Annotated in this window: 18 protein-coding genes; 10 read left to right on the forward strand and 8 right to left on the reverse strand. The window is 59.4% G+C overall.

Annotation, left to right across the window (positions count from 1 at the left end; genetic code table 11):
- Window positions 1–3: 3 nt before the first annotated feature.
- The gene (locus NH395_RS18455; RefSeq protein ID WP_253022867.1) at window positions 4–1116 is read right to left on the reverse strand and encodes a GNAT family N-acetyltransferase; all 1113 of its coding nucleotides are present in this window, start codon (window positions 1114–1116) and stop codon (window positions 4–6) included.
- 204 nt (window positions 1117–1320) lie between these two features.
- On the opposite strand from NH395_RS18455, the gene NH395_RS05090 reads away from it, so the two are divergent.
- A complete protein-coding gene (locus NH395_RS05090) occupies window positions 1321–2967 on the forward strand; it encodes a cyclic peptide export ABC transporter (protein ID WP_253022868.1) in 1647 nt (548 codons plus the stop codon).
- Here the strand turns inward: NH395_RS05090 and NH395_RS05095 are convergent.
- The gene (locus tag NH395_RS05095; protein WP_253022869.1) at window positions 2953–3573 is read right to left on the reverse strand and encodes a cytochrome b; all 621 of its coding nucleotides are present in this window, start codon (window positions 3571–3573) and stop codon (window positions 2953–2955) included. The two genes, NH395_RS05090 and NH395_RS05095, sit on opposite strands and share 15 nt — an antisense overlap.
- Window positions 3566–4510: a siderophore-interacting protein gene (locus NH395_RS05100; protein WP_253022870.1), complete on the reverse strand. Its 945-nt coding sequence runs from the start codon at window positions 4508–4510 to the stop codon at window positions 3566–3568. Before NH395_RS05100 ends, NH395_RS05095 begins: the two co-directional genes overlap by 8 nt.
- A 175-nt stretch (window positions 4511–4685) precedes the next feature.
- Between NH395_RS05100 and fhuB the strand changes: the two genes are divergently transcribed.
- The 4 genes from fhuB to NH395_RS05120 all read left to right on the forward strand — a co-directional run bounded on the left by fhuB (window position 4686) and on the right by NH395_RS05120 (window position 9940).
- On the forward strand, window positions 4686–6686 hold the full coding sequence (gene fhuB, locus NH395_RS05105; protein ID WP_253022871.1) for a Fe(3+)-hydroxamate ABC transporter permease FhuB: 2001 nt from the start codon (window positions 4686–4688) through the stop codon (window positions 6684–6686).
- A 5-nt stretch (window positions 6687–6691) separates the two neighbouring features.
- Window positions 6692–7471: a siderophore-iron reductase FhuF gene (gene fhuF, locus NH395_RS05110; RefSeq protein ID WP_253022872.1), complete on the forward strand. Its 780-nt coding sequence runs from the start codon at window positions 6692–6694 to the stop codon at window positions 7469–7471.
- 26 nt (window positions 7472–7497) lie between these two features.
- A complete protein-coding gene (locus tag NH395_RS05115) occupies window positions 7498–9156 on the forward strand; it encodes a multidrug ABC transporter permease/ATP-binding protein (RefSeq protein ID WP_253022873.1) in 1659 nt (552 codons plus the stop codon).
- A 178-nt stretch (window positions 9157–9334) separates the two neighbouring features.
- Complete coding sequence (locus tag NH395_RS05120; protein WP_253022875.1) at window positions 9335–9940, forward strand: LysE family transporter; 606 nt, start codon at window positions 9335–9337, stop codon at window positions 9938–9940.
- 3 nt (window positions 9941–9943) lie between these two features.
- Here the strand turns inward: NH395_RS05120 and ltaE are convergent, their stop codons facing one another.
- Complete coding sequence (gene ltaE / locus NH395_RS05125; protein WP_253022877.1) at window positions 9944–10951, reverse strand: low-specificity L-threonine aldolase; 1008 nt, start codon at window positions 10949–10951, stop codon at window positions 9944–9946.
- Between the two features lie 114 nt (window positions 10952–11065).
- Between ltaE and speG the strand changes: the two genes are divergently transcribed.
- From speG to NH395_RS05140, 3 genes are all read left to right on the forward strand, one after another.
- The gene (speG, locus tag NH395_RS05130) at window positions 11066–11620 is read left to right on the forward strand and encodes a spermidine N1-acetyltransferase (protein ID WP_253022879.1); all 555 of its coding nucleotides are present in this window, start codon (window positions 11066–11068) and stop codon (window positions 11618–11620) included.
- A gap of 675 nt (window positions 11621–12295) precedes the next feature.
- Window positions 12296–13057: a metallophosphoesterase gene (locus NH395_RS05135; RefSeq protein WP_253022881.1), complete on the forward strand. Its 762-nt coding sequence runs from the start codon at window positions 12296–12298 to the stop codon at window positions 13055–13057.
- Window positions 13058–13188: 131 nt separating this feature from the next.
- Entirely contained in the window at window positions 13189–14673 is a 1485-nt protein-coding gene (locus NH395_RS05140) for an alanine/glycine:cation symporter family protein (RefSeq protein ID WP_253022882.1), read from the forward strand.
- Window positions 14674–14710: 37 nt separating this feature from the next.
- On the opposite strand, the gene NH395_RS05145 is transcribed toward NH395_RS05140, so the two are convergent.
- From NH395_RS05145 to NH395_RS05160, 4 genes are all read right to left on the reverse strand, one after another.
- The gene (locus NH395_RS05145) at window positions 14711–15661 is read right to left on the reverse strand and encodes a cation diffusion facilitator family transporter (protein WP_253022884.1); all 951 of its coding nucleotides are present in this window, start codon (window positions 15659–15661) and stop codon (window positions 14711–14713) included.
- Between the two features lie 69 nt (window positions 15662–15730).
- Window positions 15731–16123, reverse strand: coding sequence for a nitrite reductase small subunit NirD (gene nirD / locus NH395_RS05150; protein ID WP_253022886.1), 393 nt, complete (start codon window positions 16121–16123; stop codon window positions 15731–15733).
- Between the two features lie 47 nt (window positions 16124–16170).
- Window positions 16171–18678: a nitrite reductase large subunit NirB gene (gene nirB / locus NH395_RS05155; protein ID WP_253022888.1), complete on the reverse strand. Its 2508-nt coding sequence runs from the start codon at window positions 18676–18678 to the stop codon at window positions 16171–16173.
- Window positions 18679–18680: 2 nt separating this feature from the next.
- Window positions 18681–20021: an FAD-dependent oxidoreductase gene (locus tag NH395_RS05160; RefSeq protein WP_253022890.1), complete on the reverse strand. Its 1341-nt coding sequence runs from the start codon at window positions 20019–20021 to the stop codon at window positions 18681–18683.
- 678 nt (window positions 20022–20699) lie between these two features.
- Here NH395_RS05160 and NH395_RS05165 point away from each other — a divergent pair.
- Window positions 20700–23420, forward strand: coding sequence for a nitrate reductase (locus tag NH395_RS05165; RefSeq protein WP_253022892.1), 2721 nt, complete (start codon window positions 20700–20702; stop codon window positions 23418–23420).
- Entirely contained in the window at window positions 23380–24279 is a 900-nt protein-coding gene (gene cobA / locus NH395_RS05170) for a uroporphyrinogen-III C-methyltransferase (RefSeq protein ID WP_253022894.1), read from the forward strand. The genes NH395_RS05165 and cobA overlap by 41 nt, the downstream gene beginning before the upstream one ends.
- The last annotated feature ends 2 nt before the right edge of the window (window positions 24280–24281 follow it).

Consider the following 24281-nt stretch of genomic DNA (forward strand, 5'->3'; position numbering starts at 1 on the left):
TGTTTATAAGGTGAAGCGTGGGTCGGGTCGTGGCGCAGACCCAGGGTGCGGAGGCAGCGGAATCCAGCTGCGCTCGTTAAAGAAGTGTTCGCGTAGCTGCATGCCGAGCATGGCCCGCTTATGGGGGAAATCGAACGCCTTGACGTGGGCATAACCGCACTGGGCAAGGTTGTGCAGCATCTTGGCGTTATCTACGCGGGGTTCGATCACCAGGCGCTGGGTGCGGCAGTCATCCAGAAACAGGTAGTGCGATATGGAGGGTAACCAGGCCGCCACATAGGGCCGCCCGCGAAAAGCGGCTTCGCCGATCAGCACGTGCCAGCCGCGATCAAAGTCACCGGCATCGTAGTAAGCGCCAATGCGATCCTCCTTGGCCCAGTAAGTCTCGAAATAGCCGAAGGGTTCGCCGTCGATACAGCCGATCAGCGGTACCACGCTGGGATTTTGCAACGTGCTTTCCAGCCGCTCGCGGTGCTGTTGCAAATCACCCTGCTCTTCCCAGAAGTGGGCGACGACCGGGTCGTTCATCCAGCGGTTGAAGCGTTCAAGGTCGAGCTCCAGGTCAAGGACGCGAAAGCTCAGGGTGGCATCCAGCCAGGGAATATGGCGCTGATAGACCGTGCCACTGGGGCGCGGTGGGCGGCGTGGGTGTCGCTTGCCATTCGCCAGGATGGGTTGCTGTGGGTAGGGGCGCATGGCGGGATAAGTCAGCCAAAGGGTTGGCAGCTGCCAAAATAGCTCCGCGTAGGCCCAGAGGTCTCCATGGGGATCTTTAACCGCAATGCCAGTTGCGCACAGATTGGCATGCAAAACAGTGGGTAGCTGTAGACGAAGCGCTACAGCCCCAGGGTGAAAGGCAAAAGCCCCTTCGATAGCCGCCAGTAACGCCGGGAGAGGAGGTGCTGAACGCTGTGCCCACTGCAGCGTCAAGGTGCTGTTGTCATCTACTAACAACCACTCAAGACGTTCTTGATGTCCTTCCACATAAAGTGTCTGCGTGGTGATCTCATAGGTAACGCGATAGGTGCCCCCTTCTGGTCGTGAGAGCAGCGAGGCTACCGTGGGGCTTTCATAAGGTACCTGTACCTTTGTTTGTGCCTGGACAGAACTGGACACCGCTAAGCTCCTATCAATAAGAACGAATCAAAGAAACGAAAAAAACGAAAAAATCATCCCACCGGAAGGCGGCGTTACTGACTTCCTTATCTAAGGACGAATGAGAATGAGGCTTGTTTACATAAATATTAATTAACTTTCTGTGTGGGCGGTTCGTCTTTAGAAGTAGCTGTCGATTTTCAATCACTTTCCAACGAGGTGAATGTGCTTTCCTATCTGATTCGTCGAACCCGCGGGTTGATGACCGCTGCTGCGCTGGCCAGTATTCTCTCGGGGCTTTTCAGCGTGCTGCTGATAACCCAAATCAATGCGGCGTTAACCAGCGATGCCGCCAGTCGTGCCAATACAGCCTGGGCCTTCGCGGGGATTGCCGTGGCGTTAATGGTCTGCCGAATGGTGTCGACGGCGCTGTTTGAGCGGTTGGGGCAGCGTGCCCTGGCGGAGTTGCGCAGTTTTGTCGCCCAGTGCGTGGCTGAGACCCCCTTTGCTCATTTCGAGCGTGCAGGCAGTGCGCGGATCCAGTCAGCGCTCACCGAGCACAGCAACAACGTGGCGGTACTGTTCGTTAGCTTGCCGGTGATTTTGACCAATACGGTTATCGTGGTGGGGTGCTTGGGCTACCTGGCAATGCTGTCATGGCAGGTGTTCTTGTTTGCTTTAGGGGTGATTGGGCTGGGGGCTGTCGGCTACCACCTGGTGCACTTACGCGCTATTCGTTACCTCCAAAGTGCGTCGTCAGAGCAGGATCGACTGTTTGGTCATTTCCGCGCGCTGACCGATGGGGCGAAAGAGCTACGCCTGCACCGGCGCAAGAGCCGGGTCTTTATGGATCAGATACTGGGGGAGTCGGTTGAAGGCGTGCGGCGGATGCGCACCTATGGCATGTCGCTGTTCGTGATATCGACCAGCTGGGGGCAGTTCCTGATGTACGCCTTCATTGGCCTGGTGCTGTTTGTGTTGGCGGGCGATGGGCCTAATCAAACCCAGGTCATGACCGGTTTTGCCCTGGTGTTTGTGTATATGGTGACCCCCCTTGAAGGCTTGCTGATCAATATTCCGCGGATCAATATGGCGCGGGTGGCCGCTAGCCGAATTGACGACATCACCCGCGAGATGCCCCATGGGCAGGAGCGGCAGGCGTCACCTCAGGCGCCTGATTTTCAACGGCTTGAACTGCGCGACGTCACCCATCAGTACTACCACGAGCAGAGCGATGACTTCTTTGAGCTAGGGCCGATTAATCTGAGCTTTACGCCGGGAGAAGTGGTGTTTCTGGTGGGGGGCAACGGTAGCGGCAAGACCACGCTGGCCAAAGTGGTAGTGGGGCTTTACCCGCCGGAAGGTGGCGAGGTGTTGCTCAATGGGGAACGTGTTGAGGCGGATGACTGGGATGCCTATCGGCAGCTCTTCTCGGTCGTTTTTTCAGACTTCCATCTTTTCGAGCGCCTGTTGGAGGCGCCGCGGGAAGATCTCGACGAAGAGGGTAACCGCCTGTTGGCCAAGCTGCACCTGCAGCACAAGGTGCAGGTTGAAAACGGCGCATTCACCACCCAGGCGCTCTCCCAGGGCCAGCGCAAGCGCTTGGCACTGGTAGTGGCTTACCTGGAAGACCGGCCCTTCCTGGTGTTTGACGAGTGGGCGGCAGACCAGGATCCGTTATTCAAGGAGGTGTTCTACTGCGAGGTATTGCCAGAGCTAAAACGCATGGACAAAGCGGTGCTGGTGATTACCCACGATGACCGCTATTTCCACCTCGCGGATCGATTGGTGCGGCTGGAGAGCGGCAAGCTGTTGGCGCCAGAGCAGTCGGCTGACGCTGAGGTGGAGGTGGCGTCCTCAGCGGCCACTTGAAACCATCCGCGACAACACCTTGTCTTTAAGCCAGAAGCGGTGAATCAGCGCCATCGCGATATGGCCGATGACCAACGCACATAGCAGCCACGAGAGTGGGCCGTGAAGCAGATTGGCGGGGGCGGTCATCCAGGTGATATCGCGCTCGACTTCGGGCACTAGCTCCATACCGTAAAAGCGCAGCGCCCCGCCACGCCCGTACTGACGCAGAATGGCAAAAGCGGGTAGCCAAATCAGCAGCCCATAAAAGGTGATATGTACAAGGCGTGCTATGCGGCCGCCCCATCCAGGCGGCTGCGGAGGACGCTGCTTGCGGTTGACCCATGCCCAGCCAAGTCGCGTCAGGGTTACGATCAGGAGCATAAAACCCAACGAGCCATGAGGCCCGATGCTCGCTAAAAAGAGCGTGATAGCGTTTTCGCTCATTCCCCGCCAGGCCAGCAACACGGTAAATTGCAGCGTGACCAGTGCGGCGGTCAGCCAGTGCAGCGCACGGCTTATGCGACCGTAGTGGCTGGGGCTGTCTTGCCAGCCAATGGTCGCTTGAATTGGCTTGCTTGTGTGATCACTGTTGAACGCTGTGGCGTTTGCTGCGCCTTTATCCATTGGCCTTGTCCTTGCGCCAGTAGCCCATGCTGGTGACGTACTGTTTGGGAAGCCCGCACTCGTTGACCAAATAGCGGCGCAGCTTCATGGCGACCTTGGTTTCAGCGGCGATCCAGGCGTAGAAGGGCGCGCTGTCGTCCAGGGTGGCGGATTCCCAGAGCGGGCCGTCCTCATCGTCGCTTTCGTCGTTGGCAGTGGCGCTGGTAGTAGCGTTAGCAGGCGTGCCGCCCAGCGCTTGAATTTCCCTATGCAAATCGATATCGCGCAGCGCTCTCATTAACAGCTCCCCGTGCTGGCAATTGGGTTCGGCATCGCGGGCCAACCAGTGCAGTTTGGCGGCCTGGGGCAGCGGCTGCACATCGTCGCTGCGGGGCACTTCGAACAGTGCTTCGGCCCTGGGTTTGAGCGGCAGGTCATCGAGGGTTTCCAGAATACCAGCCGCCGCGGGGAGGGCGGTTTCGTCGGCGATGATCAGGATCCGGCGTACGCCCTGGGGCGGCTTCCACTCGTAACCCAGCTTTGGGCCTTCCGCATTGGCGTCGGGAGCCGTCATGGCCAGGCGGTCGCCGGGACGGGCGCGCATTGCCCAGCGCGACGCGGGGCCATTGTCGCCGTGGAGCACGAACTCTATATCCACTTCAGCCTGTTCGGGGCGCAGGGCACGGATGGTATAAGTACGTGCAGAGGGCCGCTGAGCATCTGGTAGTGCGCGGTAGGCACCGTACCAGTCATGCTCTTCCAGCTTGGCGATCTCAAACAGCGGGTCGAGGCTGCCACCGCCTTCGGGAAAGAACAGTTTGACGCGCTGATCTGGGGCGTAGGTCGCCATGTGCCCAACGTCTGGGCCGGTAAAGGTGAACCTGACGAGGGAGGCGCTGACTTGAGTGCGCCTCGCCAGGGTGATATCGAAAAGCTGATAGCTCGGTTTGGCTGCCATGGTGGTGTCTCCATTTATATAAGGAGTCAATTGTAGTGTTAATTATTATCATTTAGAATCGTCGTCAATAATTTAATCACTAACCTCTAGAAAACAGTAAGGCTAAGACAATGATTCTGCTGCCTATCACATCCTGCTTGGCGAACGGCACGGCCACCACCAAAAGGGGCTCGCTATGCTAGGCGCCGCGCAAGTTGCCCAACGGGTGGGAGGCATGTCGCCCGCGAAAGCCTGCCTGTTGCTTAGCCTGCCGATGGCGGTGCTCTTTTGGCTGGGCCTGGAGGGCCAAGGGGGAATTACGCTAGGGCTACAGGCATTAGTGGCGCCTTCCTTTGAGAACGTTGATGAGCTGCTGCTTCACTATGCTTGGTGGCCGCGCCTTTCGATCGCGCTGCTGGCCGGTGGCGGCTTGGGGCTGGCGGGCGTGCTCATGCAGCAGGTGCTGCGCAACCCCTTGGCGTCGCCCACTACCCTGGGAGTGGCGTCGGGCGCTAATTTGGCGTTGATGGCCGCCACCTTGCTGGCGCCGGGCCTGCTGGTGGCTGGCCGCGAATGGGTGGCTTTGCTGGGCGGCGCGCTGGCGGTGGGGTTGGTTTTCCTGCTTTCCTGGCGGCGCGGTTTGGCACCGATTGTGGTGGTGCTGGCGGGCTTGGTCGTCAATTTGTACCTGGGGGCTCTCTCCACCGCGTTGCTGCTGTTTAACCACGAAGCGCTCTCCGGGCTGCTGATTTGGGGGGCGGGGTCGCTGGCGCAAAACGGCTGGGACGGCGTAGCGACTCTCTGGCCGCGGTTGGCGATTAGCTGTGTCGCCGCCTGGTTCCTGCTGCGCCCTCTGGCGGTGCTGGAACTTGACGACGCCAGCGCGAAGAGCCTGGGGGTCTCGCTTACCTATCTGCGCTTCGCAGGCATGGGGTTGGCCGTATTTATTACTGGCAGTATTGTCAGCGTGGTGGGCATCATCGGTTTTATTGGTTTGGCCGCGCCCAACATTGTGCGTATGGCCGGGGCGCGCCGCTTAGGCCCACGGCTGTTATGGTCGACCCTGTTGGGAGCGGTACTGCTGGCGACGACGGACCTGCTGCTGCAGCAGTTCGGCGGCATGGTGGCGGCCTTTATTCCCACCGGGGCGATTACCGGTGCCCTGGGGGCGCCGCTGTTAATGTGGCTGATTCCACGCCTGAAACTCCAGGGCGACCAGCCGCCGAAAGGGGCGGGGGTTTTCGCTCATCGCCACCCGGCGCCTTACCGCCTGGCCACCGGTTTGATCCTCGCGCTACTGGGCGCCACCCTGCTTGGCCTGCTGGTCGGCCAGGGAGTTGATGGCTGGTACTTGCTGTCGCCGGATAACTGGAACGTGATGCAGTGGCGGCTGCCGCGAGTGATGGCAGCCGCCGCCAGCGGCTTGATGCTGGCGATTGCCGGGACAATTCTGCAGCGCCTTTCCGCCAACCCCATGGCCAGCCCTGAAGTCCTGGGTATCAGTGGTGGTTGTGCCATTGCGCTGATTTTGGGGATTTTTCTACTGCCCGCGCCGACCAACCTAATGCTAATCGGGGTTGGCACCCTGGGGGCTTTCGCAACGCTGCTGGTATTGGTAGGTATCAACCGTAAAAGCGGTTATCTCCCCGAGCGTTTGTTGCTCACCGGGGTGGCGGTCAGTGCGCTGTTTGACGCCGTGCGCAGCGTGATGCTGGCGGGCGGTGACCCTCGCGGCCAGCAGGTGATCGCCTGGTTGGCGGGTTCTACCTATTACGTGGATATTACCAATGCGGTAGTGGTCGGGGGTATTGCTGCGGTGTTGGCATTGGTCACGCTGCCCTTTACCCGCTGGCTGGATATTCTGCCTCTGGGCGCGCCGACCGCACGCGCGCTTGGGGTCACCCTCAACCGCGCCCGCTTGGCATTGCTGCTACTGGTGGCGCTGCTCACCGCCTGTGCCACCCTGGTGGTGGGGCCGCTGTCGTTTATTGGCCTGCTGGCACCCCATATGGCGCGCCTGGTGGGCTTCGCCCGCGCAGGGCAGCATCTGCTGGGGGCGGCGTTGATCGGTATGCTGCTGATGGTGCTGGCGGATTGGGTCGGCCGTCAGGTTATCTTTCCGTATGAGATACCGGCCGGCTTGGTCGCCTCCCTGATTGGCGGCGCTTACTTTATGTGGGGGCTGCGGCGGCTATGAATAACATGGCGATCAAACCGGGTGAGCTTTTGGCAGTGGCGGATCCTGCGGAGGCGCTGTTGGCGCTTTACCGCCAGCCACCGCTGGATAACATGAAGGCCCCGGCGTTTGGTCCGCCTGATGAGCCGACGCTGGCGGCCTCTGCGTTGCTGGATCGAAACTTCTTGAGTGAGCAACTGGCGCGCTATGGCCGCAGCCACGGTGACAATGCTGACCGCAAAGCCGTTGCGTCGATCTGGTCGAAATTTCATTTCAGCAGTGTCTCGATTCCGACGCTGGTGGCCAATCTGTTATTGGGTTACGACTTACCGTTGGGTGGGGATGAGTTGCGACTGGCGTTTGGCGATAAGGGCCAGACCACGCGTATCTGGCTGCCCCACGGGGGCGTGCCATTGGCGTCCAAAGCGCCCCAGGCGCGATTCAGTCGCCTATTCGATGACCACTGTGCACCGCTTATCGAGACGCTGGCTGTGGTCTCCGGGCTTTCTGAAAAAGTATTCTGGAGCAACCTTGGTCACTATGTGGAGTTTGTGGGAAAGACCTGCGCGCGGCACCCCGATTTCAGCGGAGCCGGTGAGCCGCTGTTGGATTATCTCGACACCAAGACGCTTCCCGGTGGGCGGCGCAACCCGCTCTACCAGCCGGTGCGTTATCTGGAACTGGGCGGTGAGACACCGTCCAGGGTGCGGCGGCTGTGCTGCATCAAATATCGGCTACCCGGCGAGCCCCTGTGCGGCGGCTGCCCGCTGAAACCTGAAAACAAGCCGGCCAAGCGTCGGCGCTAACCCCGAATCGCCAAGGAGCCCTATTCATGGAGTTGTTGAGGATTGTCTGGCGTGATTACCGCTGGCCATTTGTGGCCGTGGTGGTGCTCAGTCTGGTCAGCGCTGGTCTTGGCATCGGGGTCATTGCCTATATCAATGAACGGATGCTGGGCACCTTCGCTGATCCCTGGCGAATCCTGCCGGAATTCCTGGCGCTGGTGGCGCTGTTGCTGGCGATCACCCTGGCCTCACAATTAGCCTTGACCACCCTGGGTCACCACTTTGTCTACCGGCTGCGGGGGCAGTTGATCAAGCGCATTCTGGATACCGATATCGAGCGTATCGAGCAGATCGGCAGTGCGCGCTTGCTGGCCAGCCTATCCAGTGACGTGCGTTATATCACCGTGGCCTTTGTACGCCTGCCGGAGTTGGTGCAGGGCGGGGTGCTGACGGCGGGCGTGACCCTTTACCTGGCCTGGCTCGCCCCTGCCATGCTGGCCGTGACGGCGCTTTGGGTGATCTTTACGATCCTGGTAGGCATGCGCCTGGTAGCGATGGTCTATCGGCACATGGCCAAGCTGCGCGATTCTGAAGACCGCCTCTATGAGGACTACCAGTCGGTGATCGAGGGGCGCAAAGAACTCGCGCTCAATCGCGACCGTGCCGAGTGGCTATATCGCGACGTTTACACCCCCAACGCCGAAGCGTATCGCCACCATATCATTCGCGGCGATACCTACCATCTCAGCGCGGTGAACTGGTTCAATATCATGATGCTGGGCGCTATCGGCGTGGTGTTCTTCCTGGCCAACGGTCTGGGCTGGTCATCGGCCCAGGTGGCGACCACCTTCTCGCTTACGCTGCTATTTTTGCGCGCGCCGCTGATTCAGGCCATTGGCGCCTTTCCGCCGCTGATCAATGCCCGGGTGGCGTTCGAAAAAATCAGCGCCCTCGATCTGGCCGAACACCATGAACCGTTCGAGCATTCTACCCATCGTCATGAGTGGCAAACACTGACGCTGGATCAGGTCACCTATCGATACCCCGCGGAAGAGGCACGGCCGGGCTTTGCCATTGGCCCTATTGATCTGACGTTAAAACGCGGCGAGGTGATATTTCTGATCGGCGGCAACGGCAGCGGCAAATCGACCCTGGCAAGACTCTTGACCGGGCTTTATCAGCCCCAGAGCGGGTGTATACGGGTCGATGGCAGGCCCCTGCAAGAGGAAGACTGGACAACCTATCGCCAGCATATCTCGGCTGTCTACACCGACCTGCACCTGTTTGATCGCTTGATTGGCCCGGCGGGCGAGTCACCCGACCCGGCGCTGATGGAAGAGTGGCTAACGGCACTTGGCATGCACAGCAAGCTCGATTTTGACGGCGACCGTGTCACCAACGCCAACCTCTCCCAGGGGCAGCGCAAGCGCCTGGCGATGCTGCTGGCGGTGGCCGAGCAGCGCGACCTTTTGCTGCTCGACGAGTGGGCCGCCGACCAGGACCCGCAGTTCCGGCGAGTCTTCTACCGTGAGCTACTGCCGCAGCTAAGGGCGTTGGGCAAGACGCTGGTGGTCATCAGCCATGACGACCACTACTTCGACCAGGCCGACCGCCTCTTGGAAATGCGCGGTGGGCAGCTAGTTGAACTCACCGGTGCGCAGCGGGAAGCCGCCAGCCGCGATGCGGTGGCAAGGGTGAATGAGTGAAAGCGTAATGGCTAAAATCAGTTCCACTAGTGGCTGGTTCAGGCAGTCTCTGAGGAATTTTTTAAATAAGAAAAACTAATGCCCCATTAGCAGGATGATTTTTTGTTATCAGTGCTGCCCGTTATCTTAGTGCAAGATCAATCAACACGACGCTAATTCTGACGCTGGGAGCGGGGCAATGATGGAAAGTTATATCACCGGGCTGGTGGTCTGCGGCGGGATTATCATGGCGATTGGGGCGCAGAACGCCTACATTCTGGGGCTGGCGATTCGCCGGGAGTATCACTGGTGGTCGGCGGGACTTTGCATAAGCGCGGATATCATCCTGCTCACGGCGGGGATGTTTGGGGTGAGCGCTTTCCTGCTGGCAATGCCCAGCGCTATGGAGGTCATGCGCTGGGTGGGTGTGGTGTTTTTAAGTTGGCTGGCGGCGCAGGCGTTGTTTAGAGCCGTTAGCGGGCGGCAGGGTCTAAACGCGGAAGCGGGCAAGGCGCGCAGTTTAACCAAAGTGATTTTCGCGACCCTTGCCGTGACCGTGCTCAATCCTCAGGTCTACCTGGACACGCTGCTGCTGATACCCGCCATTGGTGCCCAGCAGGAGAGCGCCGGTGTGTTTGTGGCGGGGGCCTCTACCGCCTCCATACTCTGGTTTAGCCTGCTGGCCTGGGGCGGTGCCGCGCTTTCGCCTTGGCTTTCAAAGCCCATCGCGTGGCGCACTATCGATGGCCTGATTGGTTTGATGATGGCCGGGATTGCCGTGCATCTCGCACTTAATGCCAGCTAGTCATCAATGGCGACTAAAATACGCCTCCATCACCGCGATAACCTTGTCGATATCTTCATCGCTGATATCGCGATGCGCGACGAACCGCGTGGCGTAGAGTAGTTCAATCAAGATGCCGTGCTCTTTGAGCCAGGCGGAGAGCGGCTGAACGTGTTCGTCGGGAAAGTGCGCGAATACCATGTTAGTTGCCTGGGAGGTAATCTCGACGCCCGGCAACCTCGCCAAACCTTCTGCCAGGCGCGCTGCACGGCGGTGGTCGTAGGCCAGGTCAGTCACATGATGATCCAACGCATACTGGCAGGCGGCAGCGATAATGCCTGACTGGCGCATGCCGCCACCAACGACTTTCCGCCAGCGACGGGCGCGGTCGATCAGGGTTTGCGAGCCCACCAAGGCCGAGCCAACAGGGGTGCCCATGCCTTTTGAAAAGCATAGCGACACGCTATCAAACGGCAGGCACAGCTGCTTGAGTGAGGTGTTGGTCGCGACAGCAGCATTGAAGAGCCGGGCGCCGTCCAGGTGCGTTGCCAGCCCGCGCTCCCGAGCCAGTTCGGTGGCTTTCAATACGTAGTCTGCGGGCAGCACTTTGCCGCCAATGGTGTTCTCCAGCGCCAGTAACTTTGTGCGCGCAAAGTGAAAATCGTTGGCTTTAATAGCGGCGCTTATTTTTTCCAGCGGCAGCGAACCATCGGCTGCGTTCTCAATGGGCTGTGGCTGGATGCTGCCCAAAACCGCTGCGCCGCCGCCTTCATAGCGGTAGGTGTGGGCCGATTGCCCCACAATGTATTCATCGCCGCGCTCGCAGTGGGCCATCAAGGCTACCAGGTTGCTTTGCGTGCCGCTGGGGAACAGTAGTGCCGCCTCTTTGCCAGTTTGCTCGGCCAGATTTTCCTGAAATGCATTCACGGTCGGGTCATCACCCCACACATCATCGCCGACTGGCGCGGTCATCATGGCGTCACGCATAGCGGGCGTGGGGCGGGTCACCGTGTCACTGCGTAAATCAATCATGAGCATCTCCTGAGCGGCGGGATTAATGACGACAACATTTTCTTGAGCATACTGCATGCCGTACAAGCGCGAAAAGCGCTACGCTAGCGTAAAGACCCGGAGAAGACGTTAATCATGGCAGCACCCGACCTTAAACTCCGCGCCCTGGAGCGTAACGACCTACGTTTTGTTCATCAGCTCAATAACAACCAGAGCATCATGTCGTACTGGTTTGAAGAGCCTTATGAGTCTTTTGACGAACTGGAGGAACTGTACAACAAGCATATCCATGACAATGCCGAGCGGCGTTTCGTAGCCGAAGATAATAGTGGTCATGCCATCGGTCTGGTCGAGTTAATTGAAATTAACTACATCCACCGTAGCGCGGAATTTCAGATCATTATTGCGCCGGACTATCAAGGCAAAGGCTTTGCTCGCACCTTGATTCACCAGGCGCTGCATTATTCCTTTACCATCTTGAATTTACACAAGATATTTCTGATCGTGGCGGTGGAGAACATCAAAGCGATCCACCTGTATCAGCAGAGCGGCTTTGTGGAGGAGGGCCATCTGGTGCAGGAGTTTTTCATCAATGGCAAATACCGCGACGTAAAGCGGATGTATATCCTGCAGGAAGCTTTCCTGGCCCAATTGACCGATACCGACAACTCAGATCTCTTGGGCTTATAAAAAACGCCTCATCAAGAGGCGTTGGTCACTAGCGCAGATAAGCCGCGATGGCATCAAACGCAGCGCGCTGTTTCTCGGCGCGCGAGGCCCATACGTCGAGAACATCAACGTTGGACCCGTTAAGTGATAACGTCATGGCGTTGACTCCTGAGTGGCGAGTAGAAACGTGTTGTTATAGAGAGAACCGCTTGCTGCTTCGCAACATTGTTAGCGGAAAAACGATATTAAGAGCTTTTTAACCCGCAATCTAGTACTTAATACGTAGTCTTTGGCTTACATTTGTAAGCATATTCTTACAATTCTGGCGTCAACAGCCTATGTCATTGGGTGAAAACGCTTTTCACAAAATGAAAAAAGCCGAGCAAAGGCTCGGCTTCGGTTATTCTCTTTTGGTCTAACGGGGTAAAGAGTAAGTCAATGACTCGCAATAATCCGCGAGGGCATCACTAGCCGCGCGTTGCCAGTAAGCGCGCTGTGTCCAGAAATTGAGTACTTCACTGTCCCGCGTCGAGATTACATTGGATATAGACATGTGTGGCCCTCCTAGTCGGACTACAAGGACAGTATAGCGACTTTGCTGCACCGCAGCAAAGTATTTTCAAACGTTCGTATTGACAATGTCCTAAGGAATAGGAAGGTGTTGGGTTTGCCTTGATTTAACAAAGGAATAAGTGCATGCGTTTGCGAATTTTATCGGACCTGCATCTGGAGTTTTTTGACGGTAACCGAGAACTGCCTGATGTGGATGCCGATGTCGTGGTGCTGGCCGGTGACATTCACCGCCAATGCGAAGGCTTGGCCTGGGCCCGGCAGCATTTTCCGGACACGCCGATTATCTATGTACCTGGCAACCATGAGTTTTACGGCACTTGCCTGCCGTTGTTGCGTGAGGAATTGGCCCTTGAAGCCGAACGACTGGATATTGAGCTTCTGGACAATCGTGCCGTCACCCTTAACGGCGTGCGCTTTTACGGCACGACGCTATGGACAGACTTTGCCCTGTATGCAGATAACCCGACGCGCAATCCAGAAGACACGGTCGCAAAAGCGAAGCGCTATATGCCTGATTTCCGTATTGTCGAATCAGCACCCGGTACTATCATGACCCCCGAGGCAAGCAAAGCGCTGCACCAAGAGGCCTTGAGCTGGCTGACAGCAGCACTCGACGATCAGTTTGACGGGCCCAAGGTCGTGATTAGCCACCATGCCCCAATGCGTGAATGCATTCCTGCCCAGTACACAGGCGATGTGCTTTCGCCTGCCTTTGCGTCTCACCTTCCGCAGCTTATGGGCCAAATGCATCTGTGGGTGCACGGTCATGTCCATGAACCAGTCGATATGTGGCGCAAGGGGACAAGAGTGGTCGCCAACCCCGCTGGCTATCCTGACGAGTTCAGCCCGCCACTTTTTAAGCCAGATTGGGTGGTGGGCCTGTAAGGCTCGGCAATGACCACGATGCGACAAGGATAAAAACTGGCTAGACTCGAATAAGAGCGCGAATTTAGACTACCGCCCGTTGCGGGGTAAGGCACTTCCCGCTGTTATTCAGCAATCTGGAGAGCATGGCCATGGAAATCCTCGAATCGATATTAGGCCCGCTGCGTGATGGCCTTTATGCCGTCATGATGCCGGTCAGTGACTTTATCTGGAGCTATATCCTGGTGTATCTGCTGCTGGGCGCGGGGGTGTGGTTCACGATTATCACCCGTGGCATGCAGTTTCGCCTGTTCGGTCACATGGCCCGGGTCACGGTAACGGCCCGCGGTGCTGGCGAAGGTGTTAGCGGCTTTCAGGCGTTTGCGACATCGATGGCTGCCCGTGTCGGCACGGGTAACCTGGCGGGGGTGGCGCTGGCGCTTTGGATCGGCGGCCCGGGGGCGATTTTCTGGATGTGGGTGACGGCGCTGGTGGGCTTTGCGACCGCTTTCATCGAATCCACGCTGGCCCAGGTCTACAAGCATCGCAATGAAGACGGTGTGTTTCGTGGCGGACCTGCCTACTACATTGAACGTTGCCTGGGGTGGCGCTGGCTGGGCTCGTTGTTCGCGGTATTTCTGATTATTGCTTATGGCCTGGCCTTTAACGCTGCGCAATCCAACACCATTGCCCAAGGGATGAACGGTGCCTTTGGTATTCCCAATTGGCTATCCGGTGTGGTGATTGCCATCCTGGCGGGCTTGGTGATTTATGGCGGGCTCAAGTCGGTAGCGCGTACCGCCGAAAAAATCGTGCCGGTGATGGCCATTGCCTATCTGCTGGTGGCGCTGTGGATTCTGATCGCCAACATCTCCGCCGTGCCGGATATGCTTTCGCTGATTGTGATGAGCGCCTTCGGGCTGGGGCCAGCCGTGGGTGGTGCCGCGGGCTATGCCATCAAGGCAGCGATGGAAAACGGCATCAAGCGCGGGCTGTTTTCCAACGAGGCCGGTATGGGGTCGACACCCAACGCCGCCGCCCAGGCGACGGTTAAACATCCGGCCGCTCAGGGACTGGTGCAGTCATTCGGAGTGTTTGTCGATACCATCGTGATCTGTAGCTGTACGGCGGTCGTGATATTGCTTTCCGGCGTATACGAGCGGCTGCTGTCTGAGTCAGCAGGGGATAGCATCGAAGGCATTCAGCTGACCCAGGATGCCATGGTCGATCACCTGGGCGGCTTTGGGGAAATCTTTATCGCCCTGGCGATCTTCTTCTTCGCCTTCACCTCGATTCTGGCCAACTTCTCGTTTTCGTCGGTGAATATCGAGTATCTATTCCGCCGCCATGCAAAAAAAGCGGTCAATGTCTTTAAAGTCATTATCATCGCCATGGTGCTCATCGGCTCGGTGGCTGAACTTAGCGTGGTATGGGACTTTGCCGACCTGGCGATGGGACTGATGGCCACCACCAACCTCTTCGCCATTCTGATCATGGGGCCCATCGCCGTATCAGTGCTCAAGGACTATGAGCGCCAGCGCCGGGATGGCATCAAGGAGCCACGCTTTGACCCAGCGATTCTCAAACGCCCTGAGCTGGTCGATGACGATGTATGGCCGGTGAAAGAAAAGACATAATCGAACACAAGGGCACTAGTTAACCAGATAGGGCGGCTTATGCGCCGCCCTTTTCAGTGCTGTGCTTCTCGACCAACAGCCCGCAGGAGGGCGCCGCCCAGCGGGTGTCGGCGGTGAATACCACATCGCAGACCACGGGCGAATAGTAGCGCCTTACCTCTTCATCGACTTGTACCCGCAGCTTGTCCTGGTCGGCAATGGAAACATCAGGGGTGACGGGCAATACCACATGCACGATGACATACAGCAGGCGGCCGGGGCGTACCATGCGAACGCGTACTTCCTGGGTGTCGATGTCTGCCAGTGCACGCCCCACGGCCTGATGGACCGGCTCCGCAAGGGCATCTTCTGGCGTCTTGTTGAGCAACTCCCTCAATGCCTGTGAGGCCATGCGGACCGGTACACCCAGGCACAAGACGACAACGGCAATGACCAGCAGCGGGTCGATATAGGTGAGCACGCTGTGCCATTGTAGTTTTTCAAAAACAAGCACCAGGCAAAAGGCAGCCAGAACCGCCGCTGAAATCACGCTGTTGACGACCCAGTTCGCCTTGTCGGCTTCCACCAGCGGGCTTTTGACCGAGCGCAGGCTGCGGTGCATGACCCAGGCCGTCAGCGAGCACGCGGCGGTGGCAAAGAGGGCGTAGGCGATGGCGATACCAGCCGCAATGGCGCGTCCGCCCGTCAGCAATGCCGCAATGGCATCGACCAGGGCGAATATCGACACGCCAAAGATCAACAGTCCCTTGCACAGGTTCACCAGCGATTCGAAGTAACTGTAGCCGAACGGGTACGATTCGCTATCCGGGCGGCTGGCAAGGCGACTGACCTTGATGGTAACCAGCGCAACACCGAAATAGATCAGGTTGAAGAGTCCATCCAGCAGAATCGCCTGGGAATTGGATGCCAGCGTGGCGGCAATGCCCGCACAGCCGATCAGCAACGCCATGAAGGCGGAAAAAGCTAAGGTATGAGACTCGGTTTTCATGGCGCCACTGCCCTGTGAGCTTGATAAAAGCGACAGTATAACAGCAGCGCATGTTAGCGAGGGGTGGCGCTACCCCTCAATCCACACCTCATCGCCTTTAAATTCGACCTTCCAGGTCCGCAGTTTGACGTCTTCATCTTCCAAGCACTGGCCATCTTCCAGGCGGAAGTGCTGTTTGTAGATGGGCGAGGCGACCACCGGGGCGCCTTTTAGATCGCCGACAATGCCCCGGGCGATGACGTTGGCGTTGGAGAACGGGTCGTGGTGGTCGAGGGCGTAAAGCTCGTTGCCATGGCCGGGTAAATAGAAGATGGCCACCTGGGCCGGGGGCTCCACATTATCCAGCCAGGCGGCCACCCCGGAAAATTCCACCAGGTCGGCCTTGTTGCAGACTTTTTGCCAGGTCTTGCTGTTTTCAGCACTCACGGTATCCATCTCTTTTTTCATTGCCGTTGCGGTCATGGGATGCCTCGTCGTTTGATCATTGTTTATTCAGTGAAAAGCGTCGCTTAAGCAGGCCGTAGCTGGCCGCGCTCGCTGGTCATGATGATCGACGGATCCGGGCGCTCGTCGTTGACGAAGCTTCTGAAGCGCTTGAGCTTTTCCGGATCGCTGATGGCATCCGCCCATTCGCACTGGTAGTTGTCGATGACGGTTTGCATCTGACGTTCGAGTTCATCGCCAATGCCCAGGCTGTCTTCAAGCACCACCTCTTTGAGGTAATCCAGGCCGCCTTCGAGGTTTTCTCGCCATACCGAGGTGCGCTGCAGGCGGTCGGCGGTGCGCACATAGAACATCAGGAAGCGGTCGATGGTGCGGTACAGCTGCTCGTCGTCCAGGTCGGTGGCGAACAGTTCGGCGTGGCGCGGGCGCATGCCGCCGTTGCCGCAGACATAGAGGTTCCAGCCGTTTTCGGTGGCAATGATGCCGATGTCTTTGCTTTGGGCCTCGGCGCACTCGCGGGTGCAGCCGGACACGCCAAACTTGATCTTGTGGGGCGAGCGTAGACCCTTGTAGCGGTTTTCCAGTTGGATAGCCATGCCGACGCTGTCCTGCACACCGTAACGGCACCAGGTGCTGCCGACGCAGGATTTCACCGTACGCAGCGACTTGCCATAGGCGTGGCCGGTCTCGAAGCCGGCTTCGATCAGCTCGCCCCATATATCCGGCAGGTCTTCCAGGCGCGCACCGAACAGGTCGATACGCTGCCCGCCGGTAACTTTGGAGTAAAGGCCATACTTCTTGGCGACTTCGCCAAGCACGATCAGTTTATCCGGGGTGATTTCGCCACCGGCAACCCGCGGCACCACCGAGTAGGTGCCGTTTTTCTGCATATTGGCCATGAAGGTGTCGTTGGTGTCCTGCAGTGGCACATGGGCGGCGTCGGTGATCGGCTCGTTGAAGCAGGAGGCGAGAATCGAGGCCACGGCGGGTTTGCAGATATCGCAGCCCAGACGGTGGGTCTCGGGGTTGCCGTGCTTGTCGATCAGCTCGCTGAAGGTCTTGATGCCTTCCACGCGCACAATGTCGTAAAGCCCCTGGCGGGTATGGGCGAAGTGCTCGCAGATCGATTTGTCGACCTCCACGCCGCGGGCTTCAAGCTCGTGATCCACGACACTTTTGAGCAGTGCCGTGCAGCCACCACAACCGGTGCTGGCCTTGGTTGCGCCTTTCACGCCCGCCAAATCGACCGCGCCGTCGTCAATGGTGGCGCAAATATCGCCCTTGGAAACGTTATGACAGGAGCAGATGGTGGCGGTTTCCGGCAGCGCACCAGGGCCCAGCGCCGGGGCGGCGCCACTGCTTTGCGGCAGAATTAGCGAGGCGGGTTCTTCAGGCAGCTCGATGCCGTTTGAATAGTACTGCAGCAGGGTGTCGTAGGCGCTGTTATCGCCCACCAGCATGGCGCCCAGTAGCTTCTTGCCGTCGCTGGAGACGACCATCTTGCGGTACACCTGAGTCAGCGGGTCGAGGTAGCGGAACATCCGTGCCCCCGGGTTCTGGTTGCCGTGGGCGTCGCCAATCGACCCCACATCCACGCCGAGCAGTTTGAGCTTGGTACTCATGTCTGCGCCGCTAAAGCGGATATCGCCGTCGGTCAGCGTGGCGAGCGCCGCCTTGGCCATCTGGTAGCCGGGGGCGACCAGGCCGAAAATGCTCTGGTTCCATAGGGCGACTTCACCGATCGCCAGGATGGCGGGGTCGCTGGTGCGGCACTGGTCGTCGACTACCACGCCGCCGCGCTCGCCGATCTCCAGGTCGCAGTCCCGGGCCAGCTGGTCGCGGGGGCGAATGCCCGCCGAGAACACGATCAGGTCGGTTTCCAGCACCTTGTCATCCTGGAAGACCATGCGGTGACGGCTCGCGTCCCCGTCTTCGATGCGCTGGGTGGCGCGCTCAGTAAGGACCTGAACGCCCAGCGCTTCGATTTTTTCGCGCAGTAATTCGCCGCCCTCATTGTCAACCTGCATGGGCATTAGCCGCCCGGCAAACTCCACCACGGCGGTATCCAGGTTCAAGCCGCGCAGCGCGTTGGCGGCCTCCAGGCCCAGCAGCCCGCCGCCGACCACCACGCCGTTGGTGGCGTTTTCCGCCGCCGCGCGAATGTCGTCCAGATCATCCAGGGTGCGGTAGACAAGGCAGCCGTCCCGGTCGTTGCCGGGAATCGGCGGCACGAAGGGGTAGGAGCCGGTGGCCAGCACCAGCTTGTCGTAGGGGTAGCGGCCCTGATCGGTCACCACTTCCTGCTGGTCGCGGTCGATCTCGATCACGGCTTCGCCGGTGCGCAGCGTGACGCCGCTGGTGGTGTAGTAGTCGGCGTCGCACAGGGCGAGCGACTCGGCATCGCGGCCGCTGAAATATTCCGACAGGTGGACGCGATCATAGGCACGGTGACGCTCTTCGCCAAACACGGTGACCTGGTAGCGCTCAAGAGCGCCGTTATCGACCAGTTGCTCGACCAGGTGGTGGCCGACCATGCCGTTACCAATAATAATGAGCTGCTGTTGGGTAGACATGCTTAAGCCGCCTCCGACGTTGAATGAGAAGAGTGTTTAGAAGAATGTTGAGAAGAGAGCTCAGAAGAATCAGGGGGCAGTTGGGCTGCCGCTTCACGCAGCACCTCGACATCCGCGGCACCAAACAGCAGCGCCTGACGGAAGCCGCTGAGGTCGTGCCCCGCCAGCGCCTGCTCGAAATACCAGGGGCCCTGTTGGGTGTCGCCGTACAGCACGGCGCCTTCAATGCGGCCGTCGCGCAGTAACACGCGCCGGTAATCGCCCCGGTGTGGGTCGTGGTAGCACAAGACGTCGTGCTCGGGCGCTGCCTCGGTAGGGCCAAACGCGAAAAGCGAGACGCCGCTGACTTTCAGCTTGGTAGCGGTGGGCACCTCGCGATAACCGTCCCCCGCGTCGCCACAAAGCACTGCCGCCAGCACCTCGACCTGATGCCAGATAGGCTCGACCAGCCCATAGGTATGCTGCTCGAACTGGCAGCATTCGCCCAAGGCAAAAATATGCGGGTCGGAGGTGGTGAGATGGCGGTCGACCTTGACGGCACGGTCGGTGGTAAGCCCGGCCTGCTGGCCCAATTCGGCGTTGGGGGTAATGCCGGCGGCGATAATCACGCTGTCGGCGGGCAGTCGACGGCCGTCATTCAGGATGGCAGCGCAGACGCGGCCGGTCGGGTCGCCTTCGAGTTTTGCCAGCTGTGCCTGGGTGACGATGTTAAGCCCGCGCTCAACCAGCGAGGCTTTCAGCAGATTGGCGGCGGTAGCGTCCAACTGGCGGTTCATCAGCCGGTCGCTGCGTTGTAAAACGCTTACCTGCAGTCCCTGGCCGCGCTTGCGTAGCCCTTCAGCGGCTTCCAGGCCCAGTAGTCCGCCGCCAATTACCAGCGCATGGCCGCCTTGTTGGGCAATGGCCTCCAGCGTTGCGGCGTCGTCCAGGTCCCGAAAGCCATGGACGCCATCCAGCGCTATACCTTGCACCTTGGGAAGCGACGGGCGTGAGCCGGTGGCCAGCACGAGGCGATCATAGTAGAGGGTTTCGCCTGCGTCGGTTGCCAGTGTGCGGCTGTCACGGTCGATGTGCTCGACGCGTTCGCCCAGCTTGAGCGTTACGCCGTTGTCCTGATACCAGTCAGCGTCGCGCAGCGTTAGCGCCTCTGGCTGCATGTCACCAGCAAGCAACGGCGAAAGCAGAATGCGGTTGTAAGCGGGCACCGGCTCTTCCCCAATCACGGTAATGGCTCTGGGGCGTTGAGGATGATTGACCAGCGCTTCCACCAACCGGTGGCTGGCCATGCCGTTGCCGATGATGACCAGGTGGTCATCGGGTGAGCACCGGGAAAAAGTTTCCATGGGTGGCTCCTCATCTTGCATGATGGTGATTCGCTCCAAACAAAAACGCCCCTGACACATGCGCTTCCTGCGAGCAGGATGAACAGGTCAGGGGCGTCGTTGCCCGGTTACGTTGATTAACGCGTGGCCGCCGCCATTGGCTGCCAACAAGTTATATATCTAACTAGTAGCAAGTCAGCGGCCAACTCCGGGGTATTCTTTTTTTTTGGTTTATTTTCATCATGTTGAGTAAGCGCATCAGAAATGCAGAGGGGCCGCTCCTTGTAGCTTTGTGCACGCTGTTGGTGCGCCATGGAGGGTGAGCTGCACTTTCAGTACGCAAGTTTAAGGTGCCAGAGGGGTAAGCTGATGATAGGAAGAAGGCAGGGTTTTATATTTAAGTGGCTGTTTTTAAATAATAATTTAGGCGATTCCGAATAATGGCTTAGGGTTTGCAACCCTACGAGTACAAGCAACAAACGCGCATTGCAGTGCGTTCACCAAAAAACAGTGGCAGCGAATAAGCCCAATAACGTTGTTAGACAAATAAGTTTCTTTACACAATATGTTTGGCACCTTTAGCGGTGCCCGCTGCGGCAACGACGTCCAGCCAGCTGATCGCCTCGCGCTTTGCGCAACAGGGTCAGCGGCCTGGGCGTTTTTTTATGGGCGGCGTTTGCAATTTGCCGAGGAGTCATCATGCACCAAGTCAAAACGACTTGCCCCTACTGTGGCGTTGGTTGCGGCGTTAACGCGACCATGGCGGAGAATGGCACGCTGAGTGCTGTCGAGGGCGACCGTGAACACCCCGCCAATTTCGGGCGGCTGTGCGTCAAAGGCTCAGCGCTGCACGAAACGCTGGGCGAGCAGGGGCGTCTGATCAAGCCGCGTGTAGATGGCGAAGAGGTCTCGTGGGAGCGGGCCTTAAGTGTCACCGCCGAACGCTTAAACACCCTGCGGGCCAAGCATGGCAACCAAAGTGTGGCGGCGTACCTTTCGGGCCAGCTGCTGACGGAAGATTATTACGTTGCCAACAAGCTGTTTAAAGGTTTCTTGGGCACGCCGCATCTGGATACCAACTCGCGGCTGTGCATGGCCTCGGCGGTGGCGGGGTACAAGCGCGCCTTCGGTGCCGATGCGGTGCCCTGTAACTATGAAGACCTGGAAGAGGCCGAACTGGTCGTGCTGGTGGGGTCCAATCTGGCCTGGAACCATCCGGTGCTCTACCAGCGCATCAAGGTTGCCAAAGAGCGTAACCCGTTGATGCGCGTGGTGGTGATTGACCCCCGCGTGACCGAAAGCTGCGAAATCGCCGACCTTTACCTGGGTATTAAACCCGGCAGCGACGCAGAGTTGTTCAACGGCCTGCTGGCCTGGATGGCGGCCAAGAACAAGCTGGACACGGTGTATCTGGAGCGCCATACCCAAGGCGTTGACGATGCGCTAAGCGCCGCCCGGCAATCGGCTGGTTCCATCGCTGAGGTGGCGGCTGCCTGCGAGGTCGATGCCGAGCGCCTGGAAACCCTCTACTACTGGTTTGCCAGCCAGCTGCACGTGGTAACGCTTTACTCCCAGGGGGTCAATCAGTCGTCCAGCGGCACCGACAAGTGCAATGCGATCATCAACTGCCACCTGGCGGGGGGCAAAATCGGTCTGCCGGGGGCAGGGCCTTTCTCGATTACCGGCCAGCCCAATGCCATGGGCGGACGCGAGGTGGGCGGCCTGGCCAACCAACTGGCGGCGCACATGGATTACGACACCCCCGGGGCGCGAGATCTGGTCAGCCGCTTTTGGGCCACCGACAACCTGGTGACCACGTTGCCGAATGGCCCTGGCTACAAAGCGGTTGAGCTGTTTGACGCCATCGCGCGTGGCGAGATAAAAGCGCTCTGGGTGATGGCCACCAACCCGGCGATTAGCCTGCCCGATGCCGCCCACGTGAGGGCGGCACTGGAAAAGTGTCCGCTGGTGATCGTCTCGGATTGCGCGGCGAATACCGACCTGCTGCCCTACGCCGACATCGTGCTGCCCGCGTCGGGGTGGTCTGAAAAAGACGGCACGGTGACCAACTCCGAGCGCTGTATTTCGCGCCAGCGGGGCATGCTGCCGCCGCCCGGCGAGGCCCGCCACGACTGGCAGATCATCTGCGATGTTGCCAAGCAGATGGGCTTTACGGAGGCGTTTGATTACACCCACCCAAGCGAAATATTCGACGAGCACGCACGGTTGTCAGGCTTTGAAAATGCCACTACTACCCAACGGCTGTTCGATATTTCAGGCCTCGCGGGCCTAGGCCGCGACGGCTATGACGCGCTTACGCCGATCCAGTGGCCGGTAAATGCCCAGGCCCCCAACGGGACAGCCCGCTTGTTTGAAGATGGGCAGTTTGCCACGCCTGACGGCCGCGCCAGGTTGCTGCCGATTACCCCGCGGGGGCCCGAACAGAGGCTCAGCCAAGCGTATCCTTTGCGTCTCAACACCGGGCGGATACGCGATCAGTGGCATACCATGACGCGCACCGCCCGCTCGCCGCGGCTGATGAATCACCGCGCTGAGCCCTTTATCGATGTCCACCCTGACGATGCCGCCGAAGCGGGCATAAAGGATCAGTCGCTCGCCGTCTTGTCCGCCGCCACGGGGCAATACCGGGCCCGTGCCAGGGTATCCAAGGCCCAGCGTCGCGGCGAGGTGTTCGTGCCTATTCACTGGACGGATTGTTTCAGCCAGAATGCACGCAGCAGCGCCTTGATTCAGCGTATCATGGACCCGATCTCCGGCCAGCCCGAAGCCAAGCATGGCGCCGTGGCGCTGGCACCCCTGGCACCTGCCTGGGAGGCAACGCTGCTCGTTGCCGATAACGGCGTCATGCCTGCGGGACGCCCCGCCTGGTGCGAAAGCGACTATTGGACGCATATCCCTATGCGCGGCTGCCAACGCTGGCAACTGGCAGGGGCGACGGCCGTTAGCGATTGGTTTGCCACGCTGGCGGCGTGGTTGCCCGCACCACCAGCGCTTTGGTGCGAAGATGTCGCGAAGGGTGGCCTGCGCGCGGCCGGTGTGGAAAATGACCAACTCAAGTGGTGGTTGATGGTAGGGCCGCCCGATGAGCTACCTGGCCTCGCCTGGCTGGAAGCGCGTTTTAACGATGACCGTATCGACGATACCCATCGTCGGCGCCTGTTGGCAGGCTGTGATGACGGCGCGGCGGATACTGGCCCGGTGATCTGTAGCTGCCATCAGGTGGGCCAAACCGCGATTGTTGACGCCATCCGGCATGGCGACACCAGCGTGGAGGCGCTGGGCGCACGGCTTGCCTGCGGGACCCAGTGCGGCAGTTGCATTCCTGAATTGAAATCGCTATTGGAAGAGGAGCGCCCCAATGCACGCGCTAAGCAAAGTTCCGCTCATGAAGTGGTGTAATTCCCTGGCGCGGCTGGTGAGTCGTTTCAATCCAGGCTGGGTAGGGGGGGAGAAACTCGACCGTTATACGTCGAATCGCCTGCCGCTCAAGGGCGATTGTCAGCCTGGGCATGTATATCTGGTCGGGGCCGGTAGTGGCGATGTCGAGCTGCTGACGCTCAAGGCGGCTCGCCTGTTGGGCCAGGCAGACGCCGTGGTGTACGACCGGCTAGTGGGCGACGACGTGCTGGCGCTGATTCCACGTGGCACCGAGCGACATTATGTGGGCAAGGCCAGCGGGCACCACAGCATGCCACAGGCCGAGATTGGCGCCTTGATGGTCACGCTTGCCAGGTCGGGCAAGTCGGTGGTGCGCCTTAAAGGTGGCGACCCGGCCATTTTTGGCCGTATGGGCGAAGAGCTGGATGCGCTGGCTGCCGCTCATGTACCCGCCACGATCGTCCCGGGAATTACGGCGGCGTCTTCGGCGGCGGCGTGCATGGGCATTCCGCTGACCGACCGGGGCCACGCCCAGCAGCTTCGGTTTGTCACCGCCCAGCTGTGCCGTGAAGACGGCACCCCGGACTGGTCGGCGCTTGCTCGGCGTGACGAAACCCTGGTGTTCTACATGGGGCTTTCCAAGGTCGAGGCGATCTGCGCTGGCCTGCGCGATGCGGGTCTGCCCGATGACTGGCCGATCATGCTGGTGGCCAACGCCAGCCAGCCGGACCAGCAGTCGTTAGTGGGCACGCTTTCGGATATGCCCTTACAGCTCGCCGCCTCACCGCTACCGTCACCCTGTGTGATAATGGTGGGCAGCGTGGTGACGCGTGTGGCGACAAGCCCGGCGGCTCTCGATATCCATAACGCCGCTTACTGAGT

The sequence above is a fragment of the Halomonas sp. Mc5H-6 genome (assembly GCF_024124705.1).
Lineage (GTDB): Bacteria > Pseudomonadota > Gammaproteobacteria > Pseudomonadales > Halomonadaceae > Vreelandella > Vreelandella subterranea.

Excerpts from the sequence above, each read along its gene's own strand:
- NH395_RS05095 (WP_253022869.1), bottom strand. The coding sequence starts at position 3,573 with ATGGATAAAGGCGCAGCAAACGCCACAGCGTTCAACAGTGATCACACA.
- NH395_RS05100 (WP_253022870.1), bottom strand. The coding sequence starts at position 4,510 with ATGGCAGCCAAACCGAGCTATCAGCTTTTCGATATCACCCTGGCGAGG.
- fhuB (WP_253022871.1), top strand. The coding sequence starts at position 4,686 with ATGCTAGGCGCCGCGCAAGTTGCCCAACGGGTGGGAGGCATGTCGCCC.
- fhuF (WP_253022872.1), top strand. The coding sequence starts at position 6,692 with ATGGCGATCAAACCGGGTGAGCTTTTGGCAGTGGCGGATCCTGCGGAG.
- NH395_RS05115 (WP_253022873.1), top strand. The coding sequence starts at position 7,498 with ATGGAGTTGTTGAGGATTGTCTGGCGTGATTACCGCTGGCCATTTGTG.
- NH395_RS05120 (WP_253022875.1), top strand. The coding sequence starts at position 9,335 with ATGATGGAAAGTTATATCACCGGGCTGGTGGTCTGCGGCGGGATTATC.
- ltaE (WP_253022877.1), bottom strand. The coding sequence starts at position 10,951 with ATGATTGATTTACGCAGTGACACGGTGACCCGCCCCACGCCCGCTATG.
- speG (WP_253022879.1), top strand. The coding sequence starts at position 11,066 with ATGGCAGCACCCGACCTTAAACTCCGCGCCCTGGAGCGTAACGACCTA.
- NH395_RS05135 (WP_253022881.1), top strand. The coding sequence starts at position 12,296 with ATGCGTTTGCGAATTTTATCGGACCTGCATCTGGAGTTTTTTGACGGT.
- NH395_RS05140 (WP_253022882.1), top strand. The coding sequence starts at position 13,189 with ATGGAAATCCTCGAATCGATATTAGGCCCGCTGCGTGATGGCCTTTAT.
- NH395_RS05145 (WP_253022884.1), bottom strand. The coding sequence starts at position 15,661 with ATGAAAACCGAGTCTCATACCTTAGCTTTTTCCGCCTTCATGGCGTTG.
- nirD (WP_253022886.1), bottom strand. The coding sequence starts at position 16,123 with ATGACCGCAACGGCAATGAAAAAAGAGATGGATACCGTGAGTGCTGAA.
- nirB (WP_253022888.1), bottom strand. The coding sequence starts at position 18,678 with ATGTCTACCCAACAGCAGCTCATTATTATTGGTAACGGCATGGTCGGC.
- NH395_RS05160 (WP_253022890.1), bottom strand. The coding sequence starts at position 20,021 with ATGGAAACTTTTTCCCGGTGCTCACCCGATGACCACCTGGTCATCATC.
- NH395_RS05165 (WP_253022892.1), top strand. The coding sequence starts at position 20,700 with ATGCACCAAGTCAAAACGACTTGCCCCTACTGTGGCGTTGGTTGCGGC.
- cobA (WP_253022894.1), top strand. The coding sequence starts at position 23,380 with ATGCACGCGCTAAGCAAAGTTCCGCTCATGAAGTGGTGTAATTCCCTG.